Annotated in this window: 22 protein-coding genes and 1 pseudogene; 14 read left to right on the top strand and 9 right to left on the bottom strand. The window is 57.9% G+C overall.

Going from position 1 to position 23,131, the window contains the following annotated elements:
* Positions 1-4 precede the first annotated feature (4 nt).
* Positions 5-913, top strand: a complete 909-nt coding sequence (locus JNB85_RS07815) for a helix-hairpin-helix domain-containing protein (RefSeq protein ID WP_220333784.1) — start codon at positions 5-7, stop codon at positions 911-913.
* Here the strand turns inward: JNB85_RS07815 and JNB85_RS31085 are convergent, their stop codons facing one another.
* On the bottom strand, positions 914-1,981 hold the full coding sequence (locus tag JNB85_RS31085; RefSeq protein WP_338050310.1) for a universal stress protein: 1,068 nt from the start codon (positions 1,979-1,981) through the stop codon (positions 914-916).
* Between JNB85_RS31085 and JNB85_RS07805 the strand changes: the two genes are divergently transcribed.
* Together JNB85_RS07805 and JNB85_RS07800 are read left to right on the top strand one after the other, a co-directional pair.
* Entirely contained in the window at positions 1,970-2,413 is a 444-nt protein-coding gene (locus JNB85_RS07805; RefSeq protein WP_220333783.1) for a universal stress protein, read from the top strand. The genes JNB85_RS31085 and JNB85_RS07805 overlap by 12 nt on opposite strands.
* Positions 2,414-2,484: 71 nt before the next feature.
* Positions 2,485-4,101, top strand: coding sequence for an MBL fold metallo-hydrolase (locus JNB85_RS07800; RefSeq protein WP_420852259.1), 1,617 nt, complete (start codon positions 2,485-2,487; stop codon positions 4,099-4,101).
* Positions 4,102-4,260: 159 nt separating this feature from the next.
* On the opposite strand, the gene JNB85_RS07795 is transcribed toward JNB85_RS07800, so the two are convergent.
* Both JNB85_RS07795 and ppsA read right to left on the bottom strand, forming a co-directional pair.
* The gene (locus JNB85_RS07795; protein ID WP_220333782.1) at positions 4,261-4,467 is read right to left on the bottom strand and encodes a ChaB family protein; all 207 of its coding nucleotides are present in this window, start codon (positions 4,465-4,467) and stop codon (positions 4,261-4,263) included.
* A gap of 26 nt (positions 4,468-4,493) precedes the next feature.
* Positions 4,494-6,908: a phosphoenolpyruvate synthase gene (gene ppsA / locus JNB85_RS07790; protein WP_220333781.1), complete on the bottom strand. Its 2,415-nt coding sequence runs from the start codon at positions 6,906-6,908 to the stop codon at positions 4,494-4,496.
* 145 nt (positions 6,909-7,053) lie between these two features.
* Here ppsA and JNB85_RS07785 point away from each other — a divergent pair, with 145 nt between their 5' ends.
* Positions 7,054-8,010 (top strand): glucokinase, encoded by a 957-nt coding sequence (locus tag JNB85_RS07785; RefSeq protein ID WP_220333780.1) that lies wholly within the window; start codon positions 7,054-7,056, stop codon positions 8,008-8,010.
* Between the two features lie 32 nt (positions 8,011-8,042).
* On the opposite strand, the gene groL is transcribed toward JNB85_RS07785, so the two are convergent.
* Positions 8,043-9,662, bottom strand: a complete 1,620-nt coding sequence (gene groL, locus JNB85_RS07780; protein WP_220333779.1) for a chaperonin GroEL — start codon at positions 9,660-9,662, stop codon at positions 8,043-8,045.
* A gap of 243 nt (positions 9,663-9,905) precedes the next feature.
* Between groL and JNB85_RS07775 the strand changes: the two genes are divergently transcribed.
* On the top strand, positions 9,906-10,088 hold the full coding sequence (locus JNB85_RS07775; protein ID WP_220333778.1) for a hypothetical protein: 183 nt from the start codon (positions 9,906-9,908) through the stop codon (positions 10,086-10,088).
* A 176-nt stretch (positions 10,089-10,264) separates the two neighbouring features.
* Here JNB85_RS07775 and JNB85_RS07770 read toward each other — a convergent pair whose 3' ends face one another.
* From JNB85_RS07770 to JNB85_RS07760, 3 genes are all read right to left on the bottom strand, one after another.
* The gene (locus tag JNB85_RS07770; RefSeq protein ID WP_220333777.1) at positions 10,265-10,912 is read right to left on the bottom strand and encodes a BON domain-containing protein; all 648 of its coding nucleotides are present in this window, start codon (positions 10,910-10,912) and stop codon (positions 10,265-10,267) included.
* A 281-nt stretch (positions 10,913-11,193) separates the two neighbouring features.
* Positions 11,194-11,643, bottom strand: a complete 450-nt coding sequence (locus tag JNB85_RS07765) for a pyridoxamine 5'-phosphate oxidase family protein (protein ID WP_220333776.1) — start codon at positions 11,641-11,643, stop codon at positions 11,194-11,196.
* A gap of 264 nt (positions 11,644-11,907) precedes the next feature.
* Positions 11,908-12,477, bottom strand: a complete 570-nt coding sequence (locus tag JNB85_RS07760) for a phosphoribosyltransferase (RefSeq protein ID WP_338050320.1) — start codon at positions 12,475-12,477, stop codon at positions 11,908-11,910.
* On the opposite strand from JNB85_RS07760, the gene JNB85_RS31080 reads away from it, so the two are divergent.
* Complete coding sequence (locus JNB85_RS31080) at positions 12,424-12,870, top strand: hypothetical protein (RefSeq protein ID WP_338050324.1); 447 nt, start codon at positions 12,424-12,426, stop codon at positions 12,868-12,870. The two genes, JNB85_RS07760 and JNB85_RS31080, sit on opposite strands and share 54 nt — an antisense overlap.
* Positions 12,871-12,988: 118 nt before the next feature.
* On the top strand, positions 12,989-13,408 hold the full coding sequence (locus JNB85_RS07755) for a CBS domain-containing protein (RefSeq protein WP_220333774.1): 420 nt from the start codon (positions 12,989-12,991) through the stop codon (positions 13,406-13,408).
* 63 nt (positions 13,409-13,471) lie between these two features.
* On the opposite strand, the gene JNB85_RS07750 is transcribed toward JNB85_RS07755, so the two are convergent.
* Positions 13,472-13,624 carry a hypothetical protein gene (locus JNB85_RS07750; protein ID WP_220333773.1) on the bottom strand — a complete coding sequence of 51 codons (153 nt, stop codon included), beginning with the start codon at positions 13,622-13,624 and terminating at the stop codon, positions 13,472-13,474.
* A 280-nt stretch (positions 13,625-13,904) separates the two neighbouring features.
* On the opposite strand from JNB85_RS07750, the pseudogene JNB85_RS31075 reads away from it, so the two are divergent.
* From JNB85_RS31075 to JNB85_RS07730, 4 genes and pseudogenes are all read left to right on the top strand, one after another.
* A pseudogene (locus tag JNB85_RS31075) lies at positions 13,905-14,297 on the top strand (DUF3775 domain-containing protein).
* A 52-nt stretch (positions 14,298-14,349) separates the two neighbouring features.
* Positions 14,350-14,775: a hypothetical protein gene (locus tag JNB85_RS31070; protein ID WP_220333772.1), complete on the top strand. Its 426-nt coding sequence runs from the start codon at positions 14,350-14,352 to the stop codon at positions 14,773-14,775.
* 1,211 nt (positions 14,776-15,986) lie between these two features.
* The gene (locus JNB85_RS31215) at positions 15,987-16,145 is read left to right on the top strand and encodes an SPW repeat protein (protein ID WP_223216448.1); all 159 of its coding nucleotides are present in this window, start codon (positions 15,987-15,989) and stop codon (positions 16,143-16,145) included.
* A 508-nt stretch (positions 16,146-16,653) separates the two neighbouring features.
* Complete coding sequence (locus tag JNB85_RS07730) at positions 16,654-17,268, top strand: GAF domain-containing protein (RefSeq protein ID WP_220333770.1); 615 nt, start codon at positions 16,654-16,656, stop codon at positions 17,266-17,268.
* Between the two features lie 890 nt (positions 17,269-18,158).
* Here JNB85_RS07730 and JNB85_RS07725 read toward each other — a convergent pair.
* The gene (locus JNB85_RS07725) at positions 18,159-18,887 is read right to left on the bottom strand and encodes a hypothetical protein (RefSeq protein ID WP_223216447.1); all 729 of its coding nucleotides are present in this window, start codon (positions 18,885-18,887) and stop codon (positions 18,159-18,161) included.
* A gap of 385 nt (positions 18,888-19,272) precedes the next feature.
* Here JNB85_RS07725 and JNB85_RS07720 point away from each other — a divergent pair, with 385 nt between their 5' ends.
* From JNB85_RS07720 to JNB85_RS07710, 3 genes are read left to right on the top strand one after another with little or no spacing between them, the layout of a single operon-like run.
* The gene (locus JNB85_RS07720; protein WP_220333769.1) at positions 19,273-21,213 is read left to right on the top strand and encodes a DUF3604 domain-containing protein; all 1,941 of its coding nucleotides are present in this window, start codon (positions 19,273-19,275) and stop codon (positions 21,211-21,213) included.
* Positions 21,214-21,218: 5 nt separating this feature from the next.
* Positions 21,219-22,127, top strand: coding sequence for a peptidyl-prolyl cis-trans isomerase (locus JNB85_RS07715; RefSeq protein ID WP_223216446.1), 909 nt, complete (start codon positions 21,219-21,221; stop codon positions 22,125-22,127).
* Positions 22,124-23,119 carry a HupE/UreJ family protein gene (locus JNB85_RS07710; RefSeq protein ID WP_220333768.1) on the top strand — a complete coding sequence of 332 codons (996 nt, stop codon included), beginning with the start codon at positions 22,124-22,126 and terminating at the stop codon, positions 23,117-23,119. The genes JNB85_RS07715 and JNB85_RS07710 overlap by 4 nt, the downstream gene beginning before the upstream one ends.
* Positions 23,120-23,131 lie beyond the last annotated feature (12 nt).

Raw genomic sequence — 23,131 nt, 5'->3', positions numbered from 1 at the left:
CGACATGGACGTTTCGGGAGCCCCTGCCCTCAAGGCGTCGACAGGCAGCGTGTCGGCTTCGGCCAGCCTGTCGTTGGACGTCAATCGACAAGTCGCCGGGAGGCTGCGCGAATATTCCGGTCTTCTTCGCCAGCAAGGCGAAAGCGGTTTTCGCTCTCGTGCCTACGATCGGGCTGCCGACGTGATCGGAGCGCTCGAACGCCCCGTCGACGAGATCTTTTCGCGCAAGGGCCGTGAAGGATTGATCGAGCTTCCAGCCGTTGGACCGGGGATTGCGAGCGCGTTGACGGAAATATTGACGAGTGGGCGCTGGAGTCAACTCGACAGGCTGCGCGGAGACTCCGCACCCGAAGCCATATTCCGCACCATACCAGGAATCGGACCAGCGCTTGCCAGACGCCTGGTCGACCAGGCCGGAATTGAAACCCTCAAGGATCTGGAGCACGCGCTGCACATCGGCGGGCTTACGGTTGCAGGCATTGGCAAACGCCGAAAGGATCTGATCGCTGCGGTTCTGGCGGAGCGGCTGGGGCGACGGCCGGCCGTCGCGATAGCCGAACGCCCGCCTCCCGCCGTGTCGCTGCTTCTTGAGATCGACCGCATCTATCGCAGCATGGCCGGAGCAGGAAAGCTCCCAACAGTCACCCCGCGACGTTTCAATCCGATGAAAGTGGCATGGCTTCCCGTTCTGCACATCCGCAGGCATGGTTATCATTTCACGGCTCTCTTTTCCAACAGCCGCCTGGCGCATGAATTGGGCAGAACGAAAGACTGGGTGATCATCCATTACCATCGTGACGGTGAGCAGGAGGGACGATGCGATCACGACAGCAAGCCACGGCCCGTTGGCGGGACATCGGGTCGTTCGAGGCCGGGAAGACGAACAGCGCCCAGTCGTGACATGAAAGCCTGATCATGCAGATATGAAGATCGGACGTTTCCGCCGCTCCAGCATAGAGCGGGTCACGCCGCCAAAGATGCGCTCGCGCAGGCGCGAATGGCCGTAGGCGCCCATGACGAGGAGGTCGGACTGCATCTGATCTGCGTGGGCATCCAGCGCTTCGGCCACGGTAAGTCCATTGCGACCCACGAAATCCACGACGATATCTATTCCGTGATGAGACAGGTAGGATTGCAGCTTGGCGGTGACTTCTCGCTCACTGCCTGAGGAATCGACCATAACCGCCCTTACCGATCGTGCCCGCTTCAAGAGCGGCACGCTCGCCTTGACCGCGGCGGAGGCTGCCGGCGCATCCGTCCATGCAATCAGGACAGTATTCTCCTCCCATTTGTCCGCAGCAGTCGGATTGACGATGACAGGAACATGAGCGTGGAACAATAAGCCATCGAGCACGGCATCCCGGATCACGGGATCAGCAAGAATGTCGTTTCCGATGACCGCGACATCGCTTAACTGTGCCTGCTCGCCAACGACATTATCGATACGGACGATCTCCGTGTAGGCGCATTCCACGTCATTGGAGATCCCCTTCCGGGTAAGTGTGGCCTCGAGATCTTGGACGCGGTCTAAAAGGCGGGATCGATTCTCCTGGTTTTCCGCCTGCCATGGTGCGGAAACGAACTCCAGGTTCACCCCCACGGGCGGCGGCTCGGCGGCCTCGACAAGCAAAAGGGAAAGATGACCCTTTTCGGAGCGAGCAAGCATCACAGCTACGTCCAGCTCTGTCTCGGTGACATCCTCTTTAACGATGTTCAGGATGTTGGCGAACGTCATTGCCGCTCCTCCGTTAGGACCTGCGAAGGATGGAGCCGCTGTCCGCTTCGAACCTTGATCTTGGTCAAACCGGACTGGACTTGATGCCGGCGACAGGTTCGTCATAAGCAGTCGATCGAGATGAATGCGGCCGGATTTCTCGAGAGGGGATGCTGGCGCGTACGGGTTGACCTGCGTCAATGTTGCCCGCGACGAGCGCTGTATCATTAAAAAATGATGGCCAGGGAGGTTCTCGTGTACAAGCATTTTCTCGTTCCGACAGATGGATCGGCTTTATCGAATGCGGCCGTGAAAAAGGCGATGGAGTTCGCCCGCGGCATGGGCGCCAAAGTCACGGTGCTAACTGTGGTCGAACCCTTCAAAGTGCTTTCGATCAATGCCGAGCAATTGGAAAACACCCGCGCGGAATTCGATCGTCATGCAGACCTCGTGGCCGACAAGGTTCTTCGGGACGCGGAGGAGGTCGCCGCTGCGATCGGTACCACCTGCTCGGCGCTGCGAATGAAAAGCAGCGACCCTGCAAAGGCCATCGTTGAAGTTGCTGCAAGCAATGACTGCGACCTGATCGCAATGGCTTCCCATGGTCGGGAGGGCTTCAAGGCTTTCATGATCGGAAGCGTGACGATGAAGGTGCTCGCCAATTCGAAGCTTCCCGTTCTCGTCTATCGTGAATCGTAAAGAGCTGGCGGAACGGGTCCGAGGATCAAGCGGCCGGTGCAGGGTACCGCGAGGTTAGTGGGAAGCGGAAGATGTCTCTGAAAGACAAGCCCAGGCTGACGTTCCACGGAGCCGCCGGCTCGGTGACCGGTTCATGCTTTCTCCTTGAAGTCGGCGAAAGCCGCATTCTCGTCGATTGCGGCATGTTTCAGGGATCCAAGACGGAAAAAGAGCTGAACTATCGCCCCTTTCCGTTCCAGTCGGCCGAGCTTGATGCCGTCATTCTAACCCATGCGCATATAGATCATAGCGGGCTCCTGCCGAAACTGGTGAAAGACGGGTTCTCCGGCCCGATCTACTGTACGCCAGCCACACTGGACCTTTGCGCCGTCATGCTCCCGGATTCCGGGCATATCCAGGAGATGGAAGTCGAGCAGCTCAATCGACGAAATGAACGACGAGGGCGAAAACCCGTAAGTCCGATCTACACCGCTGCTGACGCCATGTCCTCGCTCGTGCAGTTCCAGGCGCACCCGTTCAAAATTTGGAAGGAACTGTCTCCGGAATTTCGCTTCCGTTTCTGGAATGCCGGACATCTTCTCGGCTCCGCCTCGATTGAAATTGAAATCGGCTCTCACTCCGATCGCCAGCGCCTTTTATTTTCAGGAGACATCGGCCCACGCCATAAGCTGTTCCAGTTCGATCCAGAAGCGCCGTCCGCCTTCGACTATATCGTCTGCGAAAGCACCTATGGCGACGTCGATCGTCATGATCCCTCGGATGAAGGGCGCCGCAAGATGCTACGTGAGGAGGTCCAGCGTGCCACGCGCCATCGAGACGGCGCACTTCTCATACCCTCGTTCGCGGTGGAGCGCACGCAGGAGCTTCTGGCCGACCTGTCTCACCTCATGGATAAGGGCGAGATTCCAAACTGTCCTATCATTATCGATTCTCCTCTTGCACTGCGCGCAACGCAGGTCTTCAGCAGACATGCCAGCGAGCTTGAAAACGGTGATCTTCTACTAGGCGCGTTGAAGTCCAGGAACGTCCGCTTCACTGAGAGCGTCGAACAATCGAAGGCGATCGATCACATCCACGGATTTCACATCGTCATCGCTGCCAGTGGCATGTGTGAAGCCGGCCGTATCCGGCATCGTCTGAAGAACTGGCTTTGGCGGGAGGAGGCAACTGTATTGCTGGTTGGCTATCAGGCAACCGGTACGCTCGGACGCCTTCTGCAGGATGGGGCGTCTACCGTGCGCATCCAGGGCGACGAAATCATCGTTAGAGCAAATATCCGCACGCTCGACGTCTATAGCGGACACGCCGACGCAACGGAACTGACAGCCTGGGTCGCTGCGCGCCTACCTGTAAGACGGACCCTGTTTCTCGTGCATGGCGAGCTGCCGGCCGTGGCGGGGCTGGAAACCCGTCTCCTGGCGGCGCGGCCTGATCTTTCCATCGTCAAGCCGACCCTGGACGCAACCTACGAGCTTTCTACCGAGGGCGCAGTGGAAACCCGCGCTCCTGAGGCGCCACCCCGGCTGGAAGCGTTCCAGACCGGTCGCAAGGACTGGCACAACGATTATCAGTCCCTGATCCTGGACCTCGAAGAGAGATTGGACAAAGCCGCTGACGAGAAAGCGCGCGGTGTCATTTTGCGGAAAGTCAGAAATGCCGTCGACGAACTTCAAGAGCGAGGTCGATGACCGGCCTATCCTTTATATCCGCAGTTGATCGTAACTGGCGTCGAACCCTTTCTCGCCAGTGACCGTCTGGTTGGCGAGAGGCCGCATTACCCGTATCGCTGTCGCAAACCCGCCTTATGAGGCGACATAGTCTCAGATGCCCGGCATTTGAAATTGCCGTCAACGGGCAACCCAATGGCCGCCAATCTTGACATAGGACCGTTTCACCGCAGCCCAGGCGATCCTATGGGACACCTCCTCCTGGCGAGGATCGTCTTTATGGGCGTCGAAGGCATGGTTAAAAGCCTGACGATAGATGTCCTGAGCGTGATCCGGCAAAGAAGCGAGCACCGAGGCAGGCAAGTCGCTGTTGTCGATGTAAGGCATGGTGGCGTGCCTCGCTTCTCTCCAAATCAAGCAGTGTGCTGCGACATCCCCGCTTCATCCTTCCGTTGTTCCGCCTCCGCAACCTTCCTCTTGACCGTCACGAAACTATCAGGGCTGACGGAGATGCTGTCGATGCCGCAGTCGACCAGAAAGCTTGCGAAGTCAGGATGATCGCTTGGCGCCTGACCGCAAATGCCGATCTTGGCGCCGGACCTGCCCGCTTCGGCGATGACATGCGAGATCATCCACTTCACGGCCGGGTCCTGTTCGTCAAAAAGGTCGGAAAGTTCGCCCGCATCGCGATCGACGCCGAGGGTGAGTTGCGTGAGATCATTCGAGCCGATGGAAAATCCATCGAAATGGTCAGCGAATTCCTTTGCCAGTATAACGTTGGAGGGAATTTCGCACATCACATAGACCTTCAGCCCGTCTTGACCGCGCGCAAGGCCATTCTCTGCCATCACCTTCAGGACCTTTTGAGCCTCTTCCACCGAGCGGCAAAACGGTACCATGACGATGACATTATCAAAGCCGAGTTCGCCTCTTAACTTGCCGATGGCGCGGCATTCCAGGGCAAAGCCGTCACGGTAGCGCGGTGAGTAATAGCGGGAGGCACCTCTGAAGCCGAGCATCGGATTTTCCTCGCTCGGCTCGAATTCCCGACCGCCGACGAGCTTGGCATATTCATTCGTCTTGAAGTCGCTGAGCCGGACGATCGCAGGCTTCGGATAGACAACAGCAGCAAGGCGCGCCAGGCCGCAGGCGAGATGATCAACGAAAAAGTCTGCCTTGACGTCGTAGCCTGCCGTCAGTTCCTCGATCTGATGTTTGGCGTCTGCATCCTTCAGGCTGTCGAGATGGGCTAACGCCATCGGGTGGATGCGGATGGCATTGCCGATGACGAATTCCATGCGGGCAAGCCCGATACCGTCACAAGGAAGCCGCCACCATCGAAAAGCGGCCGCGGGATTGGCGAGGTTCAACATGATCTCGGTGCGGGTCGTCGGCAGCTCTGTGACGTCGACCGTTTCGACCTCATAGTCTGCGGAGCCATCATAGATGAAACCCTCGTCGCCTTCTGCGCAGGAAACGGTTATTTCCCCGCCTGTATGGAGTATTTGCGTCGCGTTACCGGTTCCGACGACCGCCGGCAGGCCGAGTTCGCGACTGACGATTGCCGCGTGCGACGTGCGCCCGCCGTGGTCGGTAACGATTGCCGCTGCCCGCTTCATAACGGGCATCCAGTCTGGGTCCGTCGTTGCCGTTACCAATATAGATCCGTCGACGAACGTGTCGATGTCCTTGGTTGTCTCGATCAGACAGACGCGGCCGGACAAGACGGCGTCGCCGATTGCCAGCCCGGCAAGAAGCATGTTGCCCTTGCGTTTGACGACATAGTTTTTGAGTTCGCTCAATTTGCGGGCAGACTGCACCGTTTCCGGACGGGCCTGGACAATGAAAAATTTGCCGGTCTCGCCGTCTCTGGCCCACTCGATGTCCATCGGGCAGCCGTAATGATCTTCGATGAGTACAGCCCAACGCGCCAGAGTGACGACGGCGTCGTCATCAAGTACGAAGGATGCGCGTTCGAACTTGGACGTCGGCACGTTGCGGGTCGGTTCGCATGTCGACCCGTAGACCATCTTCTTTTCCTTGCCACCGCGTTTGCGCGCGATGATGGGGCGCAACGACGTGTTCTTCAGCAGCGGCTTGAAAACCTGATACTCGTCTGGATCCACAGTGCCCTTGACGACATTCTCGCCAAGCCCCCAGGCGGCATTGATCACTACGACTTTGTCAAAGCCTGTCTCCGTATCAATGGAAAACATCACACCGGAACTGCCAAGGTCGGAGCGGACCATCTGCTGGACGCCGATCGACAAGGCGACCTTCAGGTGATCAAAGCCTTTTGCCTGCCGATAAGCGATCGCTCTGTCGGTGAAAAGCGAGGCGTAACATTGGCGGCAGGCATTCAAAAGAGCCTTCTCGTCCCTGACGTTGAGGAACGTCTCCTGCTGTCCGGCAAAACTCGCATCCGCAAGGTCTTCCGCCGTTGCGCTGGAACGCACCGCCACTGCGAGGTTGCCGCTTCCGACGCGCGCTGAAAGCTCGGCATAGGCCTTTCGGACGGCGTCCGACAGCTCATCGGGCCAATCTGCGTGCAGAAAAAGTGTACGGATCGCAGTGCCGGTCTCGGCCAGACCTGCCTTGCCTGCCTGCCACTCGGCGATTAAGGAGGCGATGCGACCTTTGATATCGTTGGAGTCAAGATAGTGCCAGTAGGCAGCGGAGGTCGTGGCAAAACCCGGTGGAACCGCAATCCCCTTCGGCGTCAGGTTCTGGATCAACTCTCCGAGCGACGCGTTCTTGCCTCCGACTTCAGCGACGTTGTCGCGCCGCACGTTTTCGAACCAAACGATCTGCTCCGTCGTGCCGTTCATGAGACGCTCCTTGCAATACGAGTGTCGAAATCCAGTCGCATCAACTCTATTGGAGATCCTTTTGTGCGGCTTTGATGAGGATCAAGGTCGGGTCTCGCCAGATGCGCCAGATTAATAACAATGAGCAAACATATGAGGTGGAGCCATGCAGATGTTGTCAGACCGTCACGCCGTCGTTGGCGAGATCGGTGCAGGCCACTTGCGCTTTGCCGTGGCCGATATCGATGAATTGGTGATCGATCACTACGTCAATTTCAAAACGAGCGATTTCGACTCGATAGAGCTTGCGCTCGATGCTTATTTCAAATCGCTGCCCGGGCAGCCAGGCAAGATCAGTCTGGCCGTGGCCGGTGACGTCGCTGACAACCAGGCGCGCACTTCCCATCTCTCGTGGACGTTTTCCGCAAAAGAATTGCAGAACGCCTTCGCCATTCCCATCGTCAGGCTGATGCGCGACATCGATGCGGTCAGCTCCTGCGTGCCTACGCTGCCTTTGCATGAGTTCGAAAAGCTTACCGGCCCATCCCCGCAAAGCGGCCCGAAGGGTGTCGTATTGCTCGACCGGGATCTCGAAGCCGCCATGGTCGCTCCAAACCAGCAGGGATGGACTGTTTTGCGCGGCCGCGCCGGCGAGATGTCGTTCGGCGCCGATAGCGACGAGGAACTCTTGCTCGCCCAGGCGATGCGGCATGGCACTGGCAGGATTGCGCTGAAGAGAGTGCTCACATCGACGGGACTGACGGCTCTTTACGATGCATTACGACTTCGTTCCGGTCTTGATGCCCCGAGTTGGAGCGCATTCGATATTGCTCGGGCTGCCTTGTCTGCAGAGCCAGATCCAATCGCGCATGATGCGCTTCGGCATTTCGCAAATTGGCTCGCACGCTTTGCCGGTGATCTTGCCGCGGCATATGGCGCAGAAGGCGGGATCTATCTCAGCGGGAGCCTGGCAATCGAATTGCGCGAAATCCTGAGGAGCGAGGCTTTCGTCGAATCCTTTTCGGCCGCCGGCGGTCCCGACGGCTTTACCCGCAACGTCCCGGTTTATCTCGTCACGGCGACAAATCTCGCGCTGCGCGGTGCTGCCCTGGCAATTTCCTGAAATCAGCTGACAGGGCGCGTTGCTTACCCGTTCTAGATCTCCATACGCGGGGAAGCCGGTTGCTGGACGGGCTCCGGAATTTCGGTCATCGTCGCCTCCGACAGGAGCAGTATGCTGGCAACTGAAACCGCATTTTCCAATGCGACCCGCACCACTTTGGTCGGATCGATGATCCCCTCCTCAAGAAGATCGACGTAACGATTGCGGGCCGCATCGAAACCAATCGCGCCGTCCGATTCCAGCATCTTGGCGACGACGACGCCGCCGTCGACCGCCGAATTCTCGGCGATCTGCCTGGCCGGTACTTCGAGGGCGCGTTTGAGGATTTGTACACCGGTGCGCTCGTCGCCTTCGCAGAGGTCTTCCTCTCCGACGACCGCCCTTACGCAGCGAAGCAATGCCAGCCCCCCGCCAGGAACGATGCCTTCATCGACCGCGGCTTTTGTGGCATTGATCGCATCGTCGAGAGCTTCCTTCTTGGCCTTCACCTCGGCTTCGGCAAGTGCACCGACGCGGATGACCGCTACACCACCCGACAATTTGGCAAGCCGCTCCTGCAGCTTTTCCTTATCGTAGTCGCTTGTCGTCGTCTCGATTTCCTTGCGGATTTGCTCAGCCCGCCCTTTGATCGCCTGTTGGGACCCGCCGCCACCGACAATTGTCGTCGTGTCCTTATCGACGACGATACGCGACGCTGTGCCAAGTTGGTCCACCGTCACTTTGTCGAGCTTGAAACCGAGATCCTCGGAAATGAGCTGCGCCCCGGTCAGGATCGCCAAATCCTGCAGCATGGCTTTGCGACGGTCGCCGAAGCCCGGAGCCTTGACGGCGCAGTTGCGGAATGTGCCGCGCAGTTGATTGACGATGAGGGTTGCAAGCGCTTCACCTTCCACGTCCTCGGCGATCACGAGCAATGGCTTGCCTGATTTGGCAATCTGCTCAAGTAATGCGACAAGATCGCCCAATGCGGAGATCTTTCGGTCAAAGATCAGCACCCTTGCGTCCTCCAGGACGCACTCCATCTTCTCGGCATCGGTTGCAAAATAGGCTGAGATATAACCGCGATCGAACTGTGTCCCCTCGACCACGTCGAGACGTGTCTCCATCGTCTTGGACTCCTCGACGGTGATGACGCCTTCCTTGCCGACCTTTGCCATGGCCTCGGCGACCAGCTTGCCGATCGCCTCATCATTATGGGCGGAAATAGAGGCGACCTGCTGCCTTTCCTTATCGGAAGTCACTGGTTTCGATATCGATCGCAACGCCTCGACAGCACGTAGAACGGCGCGATCAAGGCCGCGTTTGATATCGATGGCGCTTGCGCCAGCTACGACGTTACGATGGCCGTCCGCCAAGATCGCATGTGCCAATAGTGTCGACGTGCTCGTTCCGTCGCCGACAACCTCGCCTGTCTTTTCCGCGGCGGCTCGCAGCATGCGGGCGCCCAGATTTTCCTCAGCGTCCTTGAGATCGAATTCCTTGGCGATCGTCACGCCGTCATTACACACGATGGGCGCGCCCCACTTCTTCTCGATCAGAACCGACTTCGATCGCGGCCCAAGAGTGATGCGAACCGCATCTGCGAGCTTGCTCGCCCCCTGAAGAACCTTCCCTCTGGCTTCGGAATGAAAAAGAACCTGTTTATGCACCATCTTCCATCTCCCAAATAAAACCAAACGCAAATGCTTTCGGCTTGTTGGCGATGATAGGCATAGAGCTCGGGCAGCCGCGTTGACCAACATCAACAATTGGTTTGCTTTAAGGACCGGCTCGCTTTTGACTTCGCGCAATGCTGCGTCACGCGAGTCGCGATAATCTTTTCTTCGCGAGGCAGGGACGGACGAGCGATCGATACATTCACCAGGACCTGCATTCCTGCCTCTGGAGAACGTCCAATGACAAATTCCGAGCAAGCGGGGCGCTGGCTGCGCTGGTTGATCGTCGACCATCTTGTCCTGATCGTAGTGTTACTGATGATCGCCACGGTCTTCAGCATTTTGCTGCTGAAACCAATGATCCGGGGCCAGCCGGACCTACCGTTGCAACGGTCGACGATTGACGATCGCAGTCGCGGTTAGCGACCGATCACATGCGCGGCTGGAACCGTGGCTGGATCACAGCAACTTCAATGCGTAATCGCCTGACAAGTCCCGCCGCCGGGAGGGCGGCAGGACATCAGGAACTCGCCCCGCAAGCGTGGTGGAGAAAGGTCTCCGGCAGCTCGACGGCGGAATAGAGGGCCGCGATCGCGGTACTACCCGACTGCAATCTGATCGTTGAGATTGCGGACGCCTGGCGCCGACCATGCGGCATGCTCGGCGGCACGTCGCGTCGACCAGCTATGAACCTTGCCCTTGAGTGTGACGCTGCTTCCCGAAACCTCTACCTGGATGGCTTGAGATTGAAGTACGGCATCGCGTTTGAAGGCATCTTCGATGCGCTTCTTCACGTCACCTGCTCGAAGGCGGGGAGTTATCTTGATTTTATTGGAAATGCCGACAACCCCGGCAAGATCGCGAATGGCATCGTAAGCCGCAGCCTTCTGGTATTGCCACTCGACCTCGCCCGTCAACGTAAGCCATCCATTCTCGACCTTGACCTGGACTGCCTGCCTTGGAATGGAAACCTTCCAATCGATCGTATTGGCGGCACGGCGGGCGATGTCCTCGTCTTCGGTTTCGTAGGTACCGGCAATCCGCACGCCAATCTCCTCCGCAATGGCGCGTACCCCTTTTACCCGCCTCACGACCCCTTCTGCGGTTTCCTTTTCAAGATAGGAACTGACGTGGCCGGTCAATGTCACGACGCCGTCATCAACGGCTACGCCAATATTGGCAGCATCAATACTCGGTTCGAATTCCAGTTCATCGAGGATGTTCTGTCTCAGCGTCAGATCGTCCATGACTTTCTCCTTTCATGAGTGGACGCGAAAAAGCAAAGGCGAGGATCGCGTGATGACATGTGAGATGCGTTCTCGCCGTTTGCCGGTGTCGCGCGAAGCCGCGCCTTCTGCCGAAGCAGCCTGGTAGCGGCTTGAGGCTGCGCGCTAATGGTGTATCTCGTTACGCCCGATAATGGTCTAAGTGGGCGCCAGCCATGAGAGAAACTAAGACCAGAAAGTTGCTTTAAGACATTGATCTGCGTCAAGCGGGTGGATGAGCGGCGACACCTGAACCTGCGAGGTCATTCGATCTGCTTGCCATGTCTGCCTGAGATTTCTTCGACCCAAATCCCGAAGAAGACAGGCTTATATGGGCGTTCTCCACAGCCCTCGGGCCGGATGGCGCCGGGTTCCCACCACTCGCTCTTCCTCTGCAGCAGACTCCAGGCGCGATGCATCTCCCCGGCGACGCCGTCCTCATCGCGAAGTTCTTCAAACCGCCCGCAGGCGACGACAGAGTACCAGTCTCTCGGTCCCTTCTTTTCCTGCACGAGCAGACAAACTTGGGGATTGGCACGCATGATTTCGACTTTCTTGCCCTCCAACGAAAATGCATAGATCCTTCGTTCGTCACATGCGATTTGAATAGGCACTGCGTAGGGCCTGTCATGGTGACTGCATGCCAGCACCCCGGTCCTTGCCTGTTGAAGCACATTGAAGCAGTCTTCTGCATTCAGTTCCTCGATGGTCATGGCTATTGCCTCCGGTAAAGACGCAAAAATGAAGTCTGACGTCACCTGTTCCCCTGCAGCAAGGAATGCTGCGGCACGTACCTGACAGAGCGGCGTTCTTGCGATGACCTCATGAACGCGGTGCAACGACCACCCTCGGCTATCGGCAATCCGACACCGCGGCCCTGGGCAGCCTTCTATCAGAAGCGACCGCACCGAATGCTCATGACGCGAGCGTCTGGGAAGGACAGGCTGCTCGGGCCGAGGCGTGACGCAGAACGGGAATCATGGCATAGCCGGGACGGACTTGATCAGCGCGACGACATCATCGTCGCTCAGCTGCCGAAAATCCCGATAATGGGCACCTATAGCCTCAAAGAAAGCAGGCGTGTACAGGCAGACAATCTCATCAGCCACCTGGTTCAATTGCGCGAGCTCTTCAAGGGGCGCTACAGGCACTGCCACGACGATCTTACTCGGTTTGCGTTGCCTCAACGCGCGAATGGCCGCCGTCATTGTCGCACCTGTAGCAATGCCGTCATCGACGATTATCACGATGCGCCCGAATACTTCCTGACGGGGGCTGGCGCCAAGATACCGACGACGACGACGTTCAATCTCCTCCCATTCACGGCGCTGCGCGTTCTCGAACGAGGATTCCGGCACATCTGCGAGGCGCAGAACGTGCTCGTTGCGGACGACGATTGCCTCCGATCCATCGACGATCGCTCCCATCGCGAGCTCCGGATACATCGGAAGGCCGATTTTTCGTACCAGAAGCAGGTCAAGCGGGGCATTAAGGTGTCTCGCTATCTCGACAGCTACCGGAACGCCTCCACGCGGAAGCGCAAGCACGACGACATGGTCATTCTTGTATTTTTCAAGAGCTTGAGCGAGCTTCCTGCCCGCGTCGATTCGGTCATTGAAGAACACCGTCCGCTCCTTTCTAACGCCGACCTTATTATTGCCCTGTCGCCTGCAGGACGAAGGCGGCGCTGGAAGAATGCCGCCGGCGACATCTGGTCCCGCCCCCACCGCATCGACTGCGGCACTCGGTCGAGTGACGGCGGTAAGGACATCAGCGGCATCGAGCCGCCTCCCCAGGTTCAAGTCCGCAGGCCACATGCTCATCCTTGTGATCCTGCGGAGATCGTCACCCAAGCAGGACAACACGACGACGGCTTTGTTGCATTGATCTCCGTCAAGTTCGTGGGATGGAAAGAGACTGCACTCGTGTGGTCGACCTAGTTTGACGTTGTGGAAGCGGACCGAATCCGTGCAACTGCATTGACCCTGATCAATGCGGTTGCTGACCCGTTCCTGGAAACTTTGACAGCTACATTCTGTTTGGCCAGGAGGACATATCATGCATGTATCAGAAGCGATGCATAAGCAGGTTCAATCTGTTTTGCCGACCACGCGTGTCAGCGAGGTCGCCAAATTGATGAAAAAGCAGGATATCGGAGCTGTTCCAGTCACAGAGAACGGTCGCATGATCGGGATGATCACGGACCGCGATCTCACCGTGCGGGTCCTTGCCGACGGTCATGATGCTTCCGAGGTTACGGCGCGAGAGGTCATGTCGCCAGGCGCCACATTCTGCCACATGTCGGATCGGATTGAGGAAGCAGTGCGGATGATGGAAAAGCACAAGATCCGGCGCCTGCCTGTCATGAATGCAGACGATAAGATCGTTGGTATGCTTGCTATCGGCGACATTACGCATTGCGGCAGTCGGCCGCTTGCTGAAGAATTGCTGCGGGCTGTCAGCGGCCATCATGCCTAATAAGCGCCGCACTTCCTCCCGCCATACAGTCATGGCGGGAGTTCAGCTCGAGCGAAAAATCAATCAGTCGAAGCCCCGAGTATTCGCGTTGCTGTCATGGTAATCCTCGCCGCCGTCAGGAAGCTGATAGACGATTTCTGACCACCCCATCTTCTGCCCAGCATGCTGGGCAAGATTGCAGGCGGGGTAGTTGACGTCGAGCCTGGCGCCACGCAATCAGAAACCACTCCATTCTCCGACATGATGAGTTTGCCGGCTCTTTTGCCATTCGAGGACCAGGGGAGGCGTGCTAACCTTCGGCCGTCCCATTGGGCGTGAGCAGTACCTCCTGGGGCCGCCGGACCTTCATCATGCACGGACATCAGACCACCTCATGAAGGTCCAAGATTTGATCCAGCGCAAAACGTGATGCCCCATCAGGATCAAAATATCCCAACCCCTCAAGCCCACAAGAAGGCTACCGATGACTGGCGTTGGCAAAGAATGAAAGCCAGGCATTTCGCCTGAGAAAGTGCGCGCTACCTCATTCTCAAGGCAAGAGAGTTCGACGTCAGGACGTCACGACCGAGCCAGATCCGGGCTCCAATCCAACGGACGACAAGATGATCGAAGTCCTTGAAGAGCATATCGACGACTCGGTAGAACGAGAATTGCGCAATGCGATCTGGGCAGGCACTAAACGAGGATGAACAGATCGACCTCGTAGCTCTTGCCTGGCTCGGGGTGGCGATGGAGATGCCGCCGATGGGATGAACTTCGCCAACAGGCCGCTGGCGCCCATGACAAGCGCACGGCCTCCTATCTGCTAGGCATGCCGCTACTGCCGGATTACCTTGAAGACGCGCTTGACCAGTTTGGGGAGACTGAAGCCAACTTGATGGAAGGGTGACGGCGTGATGTCGAATGACGTCTCGTAGCTAAACCACTTCCCTGAAGCGCGAATGGGAAAGCCATCGGCGAGCACCGGCCACGCGGCGGCAACAGCGGCTGGTGATTTTGGTTTTTGCCGGCTCAGCCGTGCTTCTGGCGATCAGGTTGCCGCTTTTCACGAATTAAGCCAGGCTCCGATATCGGCCGCCGTGATCCTGATGCGACCATCCGGCTCCGCGCTTCCGGCAGCAAATTTGGCGTCAGCGATTTTGCTGAAGACGTCGATATTTTCCTGCAGACGACTCTCGTCGCAGCGCGGGGGCTCCGCAACTGCCATGAGCGCCTCTTTACTGACAAGGACGATTTGTTCCGTGCCTGCAGCCTCCATCAAAAGCAGCGCTTCCTCACCGGATGACTTCATCATTCCACTGATCAATTTCAACGACATGAGCGATGACCTTATGAAACTCGGCGTTTTTGAAACAGGCCTTGGCTGAACGCCACAAAATCGGATGCATAATAACAGTCTAACATATCATCTGAGTCTTACCTTGATGAGCATCAAAAGAGAGATAAACATGAGCAACCGAACACGAGGTCGCGGGTAACCGCAACGGTGATCTCGGTCATTACGAGCGAAGATTGGCCGCCTCGCGCTCATCTTCGGACGAGAAGTCGAATAGTAAAGCAAATCCCTGCTCGACGGGGGATCGATCCGGGCAAGGCTTCCCGATAAGATGGAGCGGGCTTTCGTAGTCATCAAACGCAAGCAGGGCCGCAGTCGTGCAGCAGGCGATCGGAAAGCCTCCCGCAAGTATCCGAGCCTTGTAAGATCGCATTGAGCAGTCCCAGCATCGAGGTGAAGAGCGCGACTGAGTTTCGGCAGAACATCGTCGTTCTGATGGAACCATGCTTACGACGGATCCTACGCCTTGCATTTTACGACTGGTGGCAGAATCCGAGGAAAGCTGCGAGCGACCACAGGAGAAGTTTGCGGAATCGTAGCACGGTCCTCGCACCGCGGACAATGTCGCTCCGCCCACTCTGAAGCGGACAACTCAACGCGAGACGACGAGGAGCCGAAGGGGGCTGGTAAGCCCGATCGTGCAACGCAAAAAGCGAGGAATGCCGCCATGGCCGCAAGGCGTCAACTGCGCATCTCCTCTGACACCTCTTGTTTCCACAACTGCGACCGCAAGGACGGTGGTAGCGATCGACGCCGAATGTTCATGGATTTCTGGTTTGCCTTGCATTGATCCAGAGCAATGCGCCGTTAGCCTTCCGAAGCGAGCATAGGGCGTGCAGCGATGTCGGTGGTCATGTTTACCGTTTAGGTCACCGTGCCGTTGCTGAACGGGGTTTGGGTGCGGTGGCGCGAGGGGGAGACCACCGGATTAGTCATTGAGCGACTATCACCGGGATCATCAACATCCCGGTCCCCTGCCTCCGTCCGTTTCGCTGCCGTCCTCAATTCGGCTACAGCTGCTTTCAGGGGAAGGATAATAAAATGAATGGGTTTCGCTGGCCGTAGTGCGTAGCCCAGATCGTCGGTCTGTATATTTTGGCGACGCCGTCGCTGATATCGACGGAAGGGCCGTTCATGGTGGCCGCGAGCGTCGAATGGTCATCGCACTACATGCCGGGTCGTCTTGGCACTCTCCTTAGTATCACTCATTGAGCCGAGGAGCCGCCTGGAATGGTATAGGGCATGATCGGAGTTTGGTTGATCGTTTCTCCATGGTTCGTCGGCTTCAGCAGCGCGAGAGTCGTGACGTGTAACGCCATTGCGACAGGCATTGCGTCGGCCTCAGCGGGATTGGCTTCGGCAGCCAATCTTCAATCGCCGAACTCGCCTTCTTTCGACTGAGGTGCTCTAGCAGCGCTGGAGCGCATGGAAAAGCCGCGCCGCAACGAGCCGACGTCGAACTCGCAACGAGAAAAGCCCGCAGATGGTACTTGCGGATCGTCTCAGTACGAGATCATGACTGGATGAGGTCTGTCAATGGAGGCTGGGAGGGTGAAGAGCAACTGATGACGCCTGCAGGTGCGGGTGTGTTCGTCAGTAAAGCCACCGCAGAATATGTGGGACGAATTAAGCGTTTGCTCTAGGCTGCGCTGCTCATGTCGACAACCAGGCGTGTTTGGATCTAGGCAAATGACCCAATCGACGTTTCTGTTACCATCGGGTGAAGCAATGTCCAGTTACTGCCTGACATCCCCAACTATCGCTGTCTCATTGCCAAGCTCGTCTCTAGTTGACAGTGTCCGAGCACAGAGTCATCGTAAAATTACTAGTTTCATCTCGCGCATGTCATGGTCCCTCGGACTTTTGAGGCACGCTGATGCCAATACTCACTCAGCTCCGGTAGAATAACATGCGCCGCTTTATTCTTCGGCAAAACCTTTTGCGGTACCAAGCACAACTTGCGGATGAAGGAGATGTGATCCGTAGAGCGCACCTGCGCGAACTGATCGAAGATGCCCGCCTGGAGCTCGCAAGGCTAGAGCACCTTTGGCACATCACCTGCCCCCAGATCGAAGTACCCCTCTATCTCGGTGAGGACGCGGAGCTAACCCTCGACCACGCGGTCAGCGCCAATCACGCCGATCGCGGAAGCTTGCGGATCTGGAACGAACGGAAGTATTGCCTGTCACTCTTTGCGCAGACAAATTTCAACGCTGACTTCGTCGATCGGTTTGCAGACGTGGTGGAAGGTGATGGCACAGTCAGCCTGCAGGCCCTAGCACTGCAGAAGCCGGTCTTCGTCCACGATGTCGAGGAGGACGAAGACCTCACTTCCTTTAAGGACTACGCCCGCCAGGAGGGAATCCGCTCTATCGTCTCCAGCCCGCTGATCGGCTCGGACGGCAGGTGCCTGGGCACCTATTCTCTGCACTACAACCGCACCCAGACCTACAATGACGCCGATCATGTTGTTGTCCATACCTATAGCATGAGGCTTGCGGCGTTGCTTCAATGCTTCCTGTAATCGCCTTGGGACGAAGGTACCCTTCTCTCGTGGCGAGCTAATGGTTGCTAGATTGTGTTGCCAGTCGCGCCAAGATCTTCGCCGCCGCGAACATCCGACCATGGAGAGCATGAAGATTTGTGTGGCAATCAGGCTGACCTTGCCCCCATATGGGGAACGGCTCGCGTGGCAAGAGCTCATCAGCCAATTTGAACATTGGAACGGAGCGGTCATATCCGGCGTTCACGCGAAGCATATGGCCGCTGGCCTTGATGAGATCCGCGAAACGAGGAGCTAAATCAAGTTTACGCGCTTGTGCGCAATGGGGACAGTAGCTTCACTCGCGTCGGGGTTATGTCCCACGGTTCATCGCCTGTAATTGCACCTTGCCCTCTGCCAGCCTTCCGGTCAGCTCGTTTTGAGGGGCACAGCGTTCATCCAACGGCGACCGCTGTAATCGCCAGTGGATCGGCACAGAGGCTGGATCACTTTACGAGAACGCCAAGGTTCTGATGTTCCAAGCGAGCGTAAATCTCGAGCGCACCAAACAGCTTGTTGAACGGAATGTGGCGCCGACCGCACAATTGGATCGAGATCAGTTTTTATACCTGTCTGCACAAAGGCCGGCTAACGCGGCCGAAGGCCGCTCGCACGCCGCTACTCACGTTCTGGAGCAAGCACGCGCAGCGTTGAAGTCTGCGAGCAATCCCGAGCCCGGTCAAAGTCTCCGCTCTCGGTGTCGAAGAACAACGTGTCTGGGCAATCGTCGACATAACGTCGCCGCGCGAGGCATGGACCAGTTTGGAGACGGATACCGCGTTGAAGTGAGGATTGCCGAGCCACTCCCGTGCACCGGTGCCAGAGGTGACTCTCATCGTTAGACAGGGTGTTTCAATCGGCTTCTGAAGAAGTCAAAAATGCATAACCAATCCCAGGATCGGGCCCTGTTGCACGACATCGAATACGAAGCCGTCATCGCTGAAATCGACGCCCAGGGCCCGGTAGCCGACGACAGCCGATACGGTATCATTGAAACGGTAGCCGATCGCAGCGGCCACGTCCCAATCGAGGTCGGCCTGGCCGGCGCCAATCAAACCCCATCCGGTCAGGTAGATTTCGGGCGTTATGGAGTAGTTTCCACGAAAGCCGGCCATCGCGTCCACCCATGTCGCGCCATCGCTTCGCGTCACGCCATCCAGAACGCCACCGCTGAACGAAATATCGGTGTCGACAGACCAGACCCTTGCCGCTCCGACGACATCAAGTCGCGATGTGTTGTCATCGATGATCGAGTAACCCACGCCGAGCAGGCCGGCGAATGTCTCCGTTGAAACCTCTACCTCGGAGGCAACGATCCCTCTGGGCGTACCGGCGGAACCGGAAATTTTGGTGTATATGATGTCGCCGAAAATGCTGTAGCGGTCGTAGCGGGCCTCCCCAATTGCCATGGCGCCGAAGTCGAGATGCTCAAAAATATCGCTGAAGCTCATATCGACATCGACTGTCGGCAATCCAAATTGCGCGACATCGCCGGATAGTCCTGCCGCCCAGAAGTAGGGCGCGAATGTGAACGTCCATCCCGATTCAGTTTCAGTTTGATGAGTTGCAGGCGTCATCGGCGAATTGAAGTCCGCGGCCATTGCTCCACCGCCGAATAGAAGTCCCCAAACGAACGTCACGGCAATCGCAGTTCTTCGTTTCATCTTCCCCCTCCAGTACTTACAGGACTTTCCCTCAACTCTTGCAATGATCACCGGTTTCATCCGGATTGATCGTAATTGTCGAAGCAAATCTGCTCTTCTTGTTTCTCCTCGGCCCTTCGCCATTGATATTACCCGAGGCGCAAGAGTCGCACCAGCAAGTTTCATAGAACGACTGAACGCCCGTAAAGAGAGCCCAGTCGGACCGGCCGTCGGAAGACATTCAAGGTGAATTTCAGCCGGGACAGGGGCTCCGGTCATTGATGCTGATCAAGAAACGAGCCGCCGCGATGGTGTAATGTTCGCATAGTGGAGGGGGAAAGCCATGAAAGCGACAACTGGGAAACTATTAATTGCCGGGCTCTTAAGCCTGGGCTCTGCTTTGCCGACCGTGGCTCAGCAGGCCACCGATATCGGCACTCTGGACAGCGGGGCGGCTGGAAGGGTATTCGCCAATAAACCTTTCTACTCGCCCTATGCGGGACGAAATTTTCCGACCCGCCCGCTTTTTGGCGACACGCATTTGCATACCGGAGCCTCCTTCGACGCCGGCGCGTTCGGCGCGAGGTTGACGCCACGCGACGCTTACCGCTTTGCCCGTGGCGAAGAGGTCATGGCATCGAGCGGCCAGCCTGCCAAGCTGTCACGGCCGCTCGATTTTCTGGTGGTAGCCGATCACTCCGACAATATGGGCATGTTCCCAGATCTGTTCGCAGGCAAGCCGGAAGTGATTGCCGATCCGCAGGCCAAAACCTGGTACGATATGATCAAGTCGGGCCAGGGCGCGACAGCCGCGCTTCAAATCATTTTCAGCTTCGGCAAGGGAACGCTTCCCCAGAGCATGATCTACGGGCCGGACACGCGCGCCTACAAGAATGCGTGGCAGGACACGATAGCGGCTGCCGAGGAATATAACGATCCGGGGCGGTTCACGGCCTTCATCGGCTATGAGTGGACGTCGAATACGGCAGGGAACAACCTCCATCGCAACGTCATCTTCCGCGACAATGCCGACAAGGCCGCTCAGGTCGTACCCTATACCACGCTGAAACCATTGGGCAGCGACAATCCGCGCGACCTATGGCACTGGATGCAAGCCTATGAGGACAAGACCGGCGGCAACGTGCTAGCGATTGCGCACAACGGCAATCTCTCCAACGGGCGCATGTTCCCGCTGATCGAATCCTTTACCGGCAAGCCGGTCGACAAGACCTATGTCGAGCAGCGCTCCAGGTGGGAACGCCTCTACGAAACGACTCAGACGAAGGGGACCGGAGAGGCACACCCGTTCCTGTCGCCGAACGACGAGTTTGCTGATTTCGAGATCTGGGATTTCGGCAATCTCGATGCCAGCGAACGCAAGACGCCTGCTATGCTCGAGTTCGAATATGCACGGTCTGCATTGAAGAACGGCCTCAAACTCGAAGCCGAGCTCGGAACGAACCCTTACAAGTTCGGATTGGTCGGCAGCTCGGATGCACATACAGGCCTTTCGGCCATGGAGGAGGATAATTTCTTCGGCAAGACCACGCCGCAGGAGCCGAGCGCCGAGCGCCTGACGGCAACTTTCGTCAAGGACGACAAGACCGGCATCACGGTAATGGACTGGGAGGTCGGCGCGTCAGGATATGCGGCTGTCTGGGCGGTCGAAAACACGCGCGAGTCGATATGGGACGCCATGCAACGCAAGGAGACCTATGCCACGACGGGATCGCGCATGGCCGTACGCTTCTTCGGCGGCTGGGATTTCGAACCCGCCGATGCCGAGAGCCGTAACCCCGGCGCGATCGGCTACGCCAAAGGCGTTCCCATGGGCGGCGACCTCAAGGCAGCGCCGGAGGGAAAGACGCCGTCGTTCCTCGTCGCAGCGCTGCGGGACCCGATCGGGGCCAATCTGGACCGCTACCAGATCGTCAAGGGCTGGCTGGACGATAAGGGCGAGACGCACGAGCAAGTGTACGACGTCGCCTGGAGTGGGGACCGGAAGCCAGGCGCCGATGGCAAGCTGCCGTCGGTCGGCAGCACCGTGAACGTTGAGAACGCGACGTGGACCAACACGATCGGCGCTCCGGAACTGATCGCAGTTTGGAAGGATCCCAGCTTCGATCCAAAGCAAAGGGCCTTCTACTACGGGCGCGTCATCGAAATACCGACGCCTCGGTGGACTGCCTATGACGCCAGAAGATATGGAACGAAGCCGCTCGAGGGAACGCGGATGACTGTGACCGAGCGCGCCTACACCTCGCCGATCTGGTACACACCGTGATGGCGATGCAGGCGGCTGAATCGGCCGGCCCGTCGTCCGGCCACCGTATGGGCACGATTTTCTTTCACCGCGTGCTGAGGGAGCCGCTGGTTCATTTCCTGCTGCTCGCCTTGGCGATCTTCCTCGTTTACAGGCTCTTGGGCGGCTATGGAGAAAGCAGACCAGACGGCATCATTGTAACGGCGCCGAAGATCGAGCAGATGGCCACTCTATTCACCAAGACCTGGCAGCGCCCGCCGACCTCGGACGAATTAAAGGCCCTGATCGACGACTATGTGAAGGAAGAAGTGCTGGTGCGCGAAGCGCTGGCGCTCGGTCTCGACAGGGACGACACGGTCGTTCGTCGCCGCCTGCGTCAGAAAATGGAATTCCTCGATGCCGCTGCCGCGGAGGTTCTCACTCCGACCGATTCAGAACTCGGCGCCTATCTGCAGACCAATGCAGCCACCTTCGAAATTGATCCGATGTTTGCCTTCCAGCAAGTGTTTTTCAACCCTCAACGGCACGGAGAAAGGACCGCTCGGGACGCGGCTTCCGTCCTCGAAGCGCTGCAGGCCAATCCCGCCGCCGATCGCGGCTTCTTGGGTGACCCCACGCTGCTTCCGCCCGACCTGCCGCTTTCGAGCAAGACCGCGATCGGGGAAACCTTCGGCGCCGAATTCACCGAGAAACTCGACAAGGCCCCCCTGGATCAATGGACGGGGCCGATCGCCAGCAGTTTCGGGCTCCATCTGATCCGGGTGTCCAAGCGCATGCCCGGCCGAGTGCCGGCGCTCGGTGAAGTGCGGGACGCCGTCGCGCGCGAATGGACAAATGCCAAGCGGAAGGATCTGGAAGACGAGCGATTTGCCGAGCTGCTCAAGCATTATATGGTGAGTATCGAATTCCCTGTCAGCGCGGAAGCCGACCGATGATGCGGTCTGGCGCATTGCTGGCGGTGCTTGTCCCGCTATTCCTGGCCACCTCAGGCATGGCTCACGAAATCAGGCCTGCTTATCTCGACCTGCGCGAGACGACACGCGACGAGTTTGCGGTCATCTGGAAAGTGCCGGCGCAGGGCAACATGCGCCTCAGTCTCGATGCAACATTGCCGAAGCCTTGCATCGAAAAAGCCGAACGAGTGAGATCGATCGATGGCGGCGCTTATCTGGAGCGCTGGACCGTTGCCTGTGCAGGCGGACTGAAAGGCGGCCAGATCACCATTGAGGGGCTCAGATCGACGATGACGGAAGCCCTCGTTCGCATTGAATATCAAAGCGGAGACACCGAGGTCATTCGCGTCATGCCGGACGCGCCCTCTTTCACTATCGCGGGCGCAAAAAGCAGCCTTGATGTGGCTCGAACTTACTTCCTGCTCGGTGTCGACCACATTCTCTCGGGCGTCGATCACTTGCTCTTCGTTCTCGCCCTTTTTCTGCTCATTAGAGAGCGCGGAATGCTGATCAAGACCATCACCGCCTTCACGATTGCCCATAGCATCACCTTGGCTGGAGCCTCGCTCGGCTATTTCAGTCTGCCGCAAAAGCCGGTCGAGGCGACAATTGCTCTCAGCATTGCTTTCGTTGCGAGCGAACTCACCCGAATGAAGCCGGGTGAAAAACGGCTTTCCGAAAGTCTCCCGTGGGTCGTGGCCTTCGCATTCGGGTTGCTGCATGGTTTCGGCTTTGCCGGTGCGCTGAAGGAAATCGGACTGCCGCAGTCCGACCTGCCACTGAGCCTGCTGACGTTCAACCTCGGCGTCGAGGCCGGACAATTGATCTTCATCGCTGCGGCTTCGCTCTTGCTCAAAGTGGCAAGCACGCTGGTGAACGTCCCACCTGCACGAGCGCGTCAGGTGGGCGCCTACATGATCGGTGCCGCCGCGATGCTGTGGCTTGTTCCGCGCATCGCCGGATTAGTCGCGTGACAGCGCGATGTA

The organism is Rhizobium mesosinicum, from assembly GCF_019511345.1.
In the GTDB taxonomy this organism is placed as follows: Bacteria; Pseudomonadota; Alphaproteobacteria; order Rhizobiales; family Rhizobiaceae; genus Rhizobium; species Rhizobium mesosinicum.
This window is presented reverse-complemented; position numbering and strand designations above follow the sequence as displayed.

Coding starts and splice junctions, on each gene's coding strand:
- JNB85_RS07815 (WP_220333784.1), top strand. CDS start 5: ATGGACGTTTCGGGAGCCCCTGCCCTCAAGGCGTCGACAGGCAGCGTG.
- JNB85_RS31085 (WP_338050310.1), bottom strand. CDS start 1,981: ATGCTTGTACACGAGAACCTCCCTGGCCATCATTTTTTAATGATACAG.
- JNB85_RS07800 (WP_420852259.1), top strand. CDS start 2,485: ATGTCTCTGAAAGACAAGCCCAGGCTGACGTTCCACGGAGCCGCCGGC.
- JNB85_RS07795 (WP_220333782.1), bottom strand. CDS start 4,467: ATGCCTTACATCGACAACAGCGACTTGCCTGCCTCGGTGCTCGCTTCT.
- ppsA (WP_220333781.1), bottom strand. CDS start 6,908: ATGAACGGCACGACGGAGCAGATCGTTTGGTTCGAAAACGTGCGGCGC.
- JNB85_RS07785 (WP_220333780.1), top strand. CDS start 7,054: ATGCAGATGTTGTCAGACCGTCACGCCGTCGTTGGCGAGATCGGTGCA.
- groL (WP_220333779.1), bottom strand. CDS start 9,662: ATGGTGCATAAACAGGTTCTTTTTCATTCCGAAGCCAGAGGGAAGGTT.
- JNB85_RS07775 (WP_220333778.1), top strand. CDS start 9,906: ATGACAAATTCCGAGCAAGCGGGGCGCTGGCTGCGCTGGTTGATCGTC.
- JNB85_RS07770 (WP_220333777.1), bottom strand. CDS start 10,912: ATGGACGATCTGACGCTGAGACAGAACATCCTCGATGAACTGGAATTC.
- JNB85_RS07765 (WP_220333776.1), bottom strand. CDS start 11,643: ATGACCATCGAGGAACTGAATGCAGAAGACTGCTTCAATGTGCTTCAA.
- JNB85_RS07755 (WP_220333774.1), top strand. CDS start 12,989: ATGCATGTATCAGAAGCGATGCATAAGCAGGTTCAATCTGTTTTGCCG.
- JNB85_RS31070 (WP_220333772.1), top strand. CDS start 14,350: ATGGGAAAGCCATCGGCGAGCACCGGCCACGCGGCGGCAACAGCGGCT.
- JNB85_RS31215 (WP_223216448.1), top strand. CDS start 15,987: ATGATCGGAGTTTGGTTGATCGTTTCTCCATGGTTCGTCGGCTTCAGC.
- JNB85_RS07730 (WP_220333770.1), top strand. CDS start 16,654: ATGCGCCGCTTTATTCTTCGGCAAAACCTTTTGCGGTACCAAGCACAA.
- JNB85_RS07725 (WP_223216447.1), bottom strand. CDS start 18,887: ATGGCCGCGGACTTCAATTCGCCGATGACGCCTGCAACTCATCAAACT.
- JNB85_RS07720 (WP_220333769.1), top strand. CDS start 19,273: ATGAAAGCGACAACTGGGAAACTATTAATTGCCGGGCTCTTAAGCCTG.
- JNB85_RS07715 (WP_223216446.1), top strand. CDS start 21,219: ATGCAGGCGGCTGAATCGGCCGGCCCGTCGTCCGGCCACCGTATGGGC.
- JNB85_RS07710 (WP_220333768.1), top strand. CDS start 22,124: ATGATGCGGTCTGGCGCATTGCTGGCGGTGCTTGTCCCGCTATTCCTG.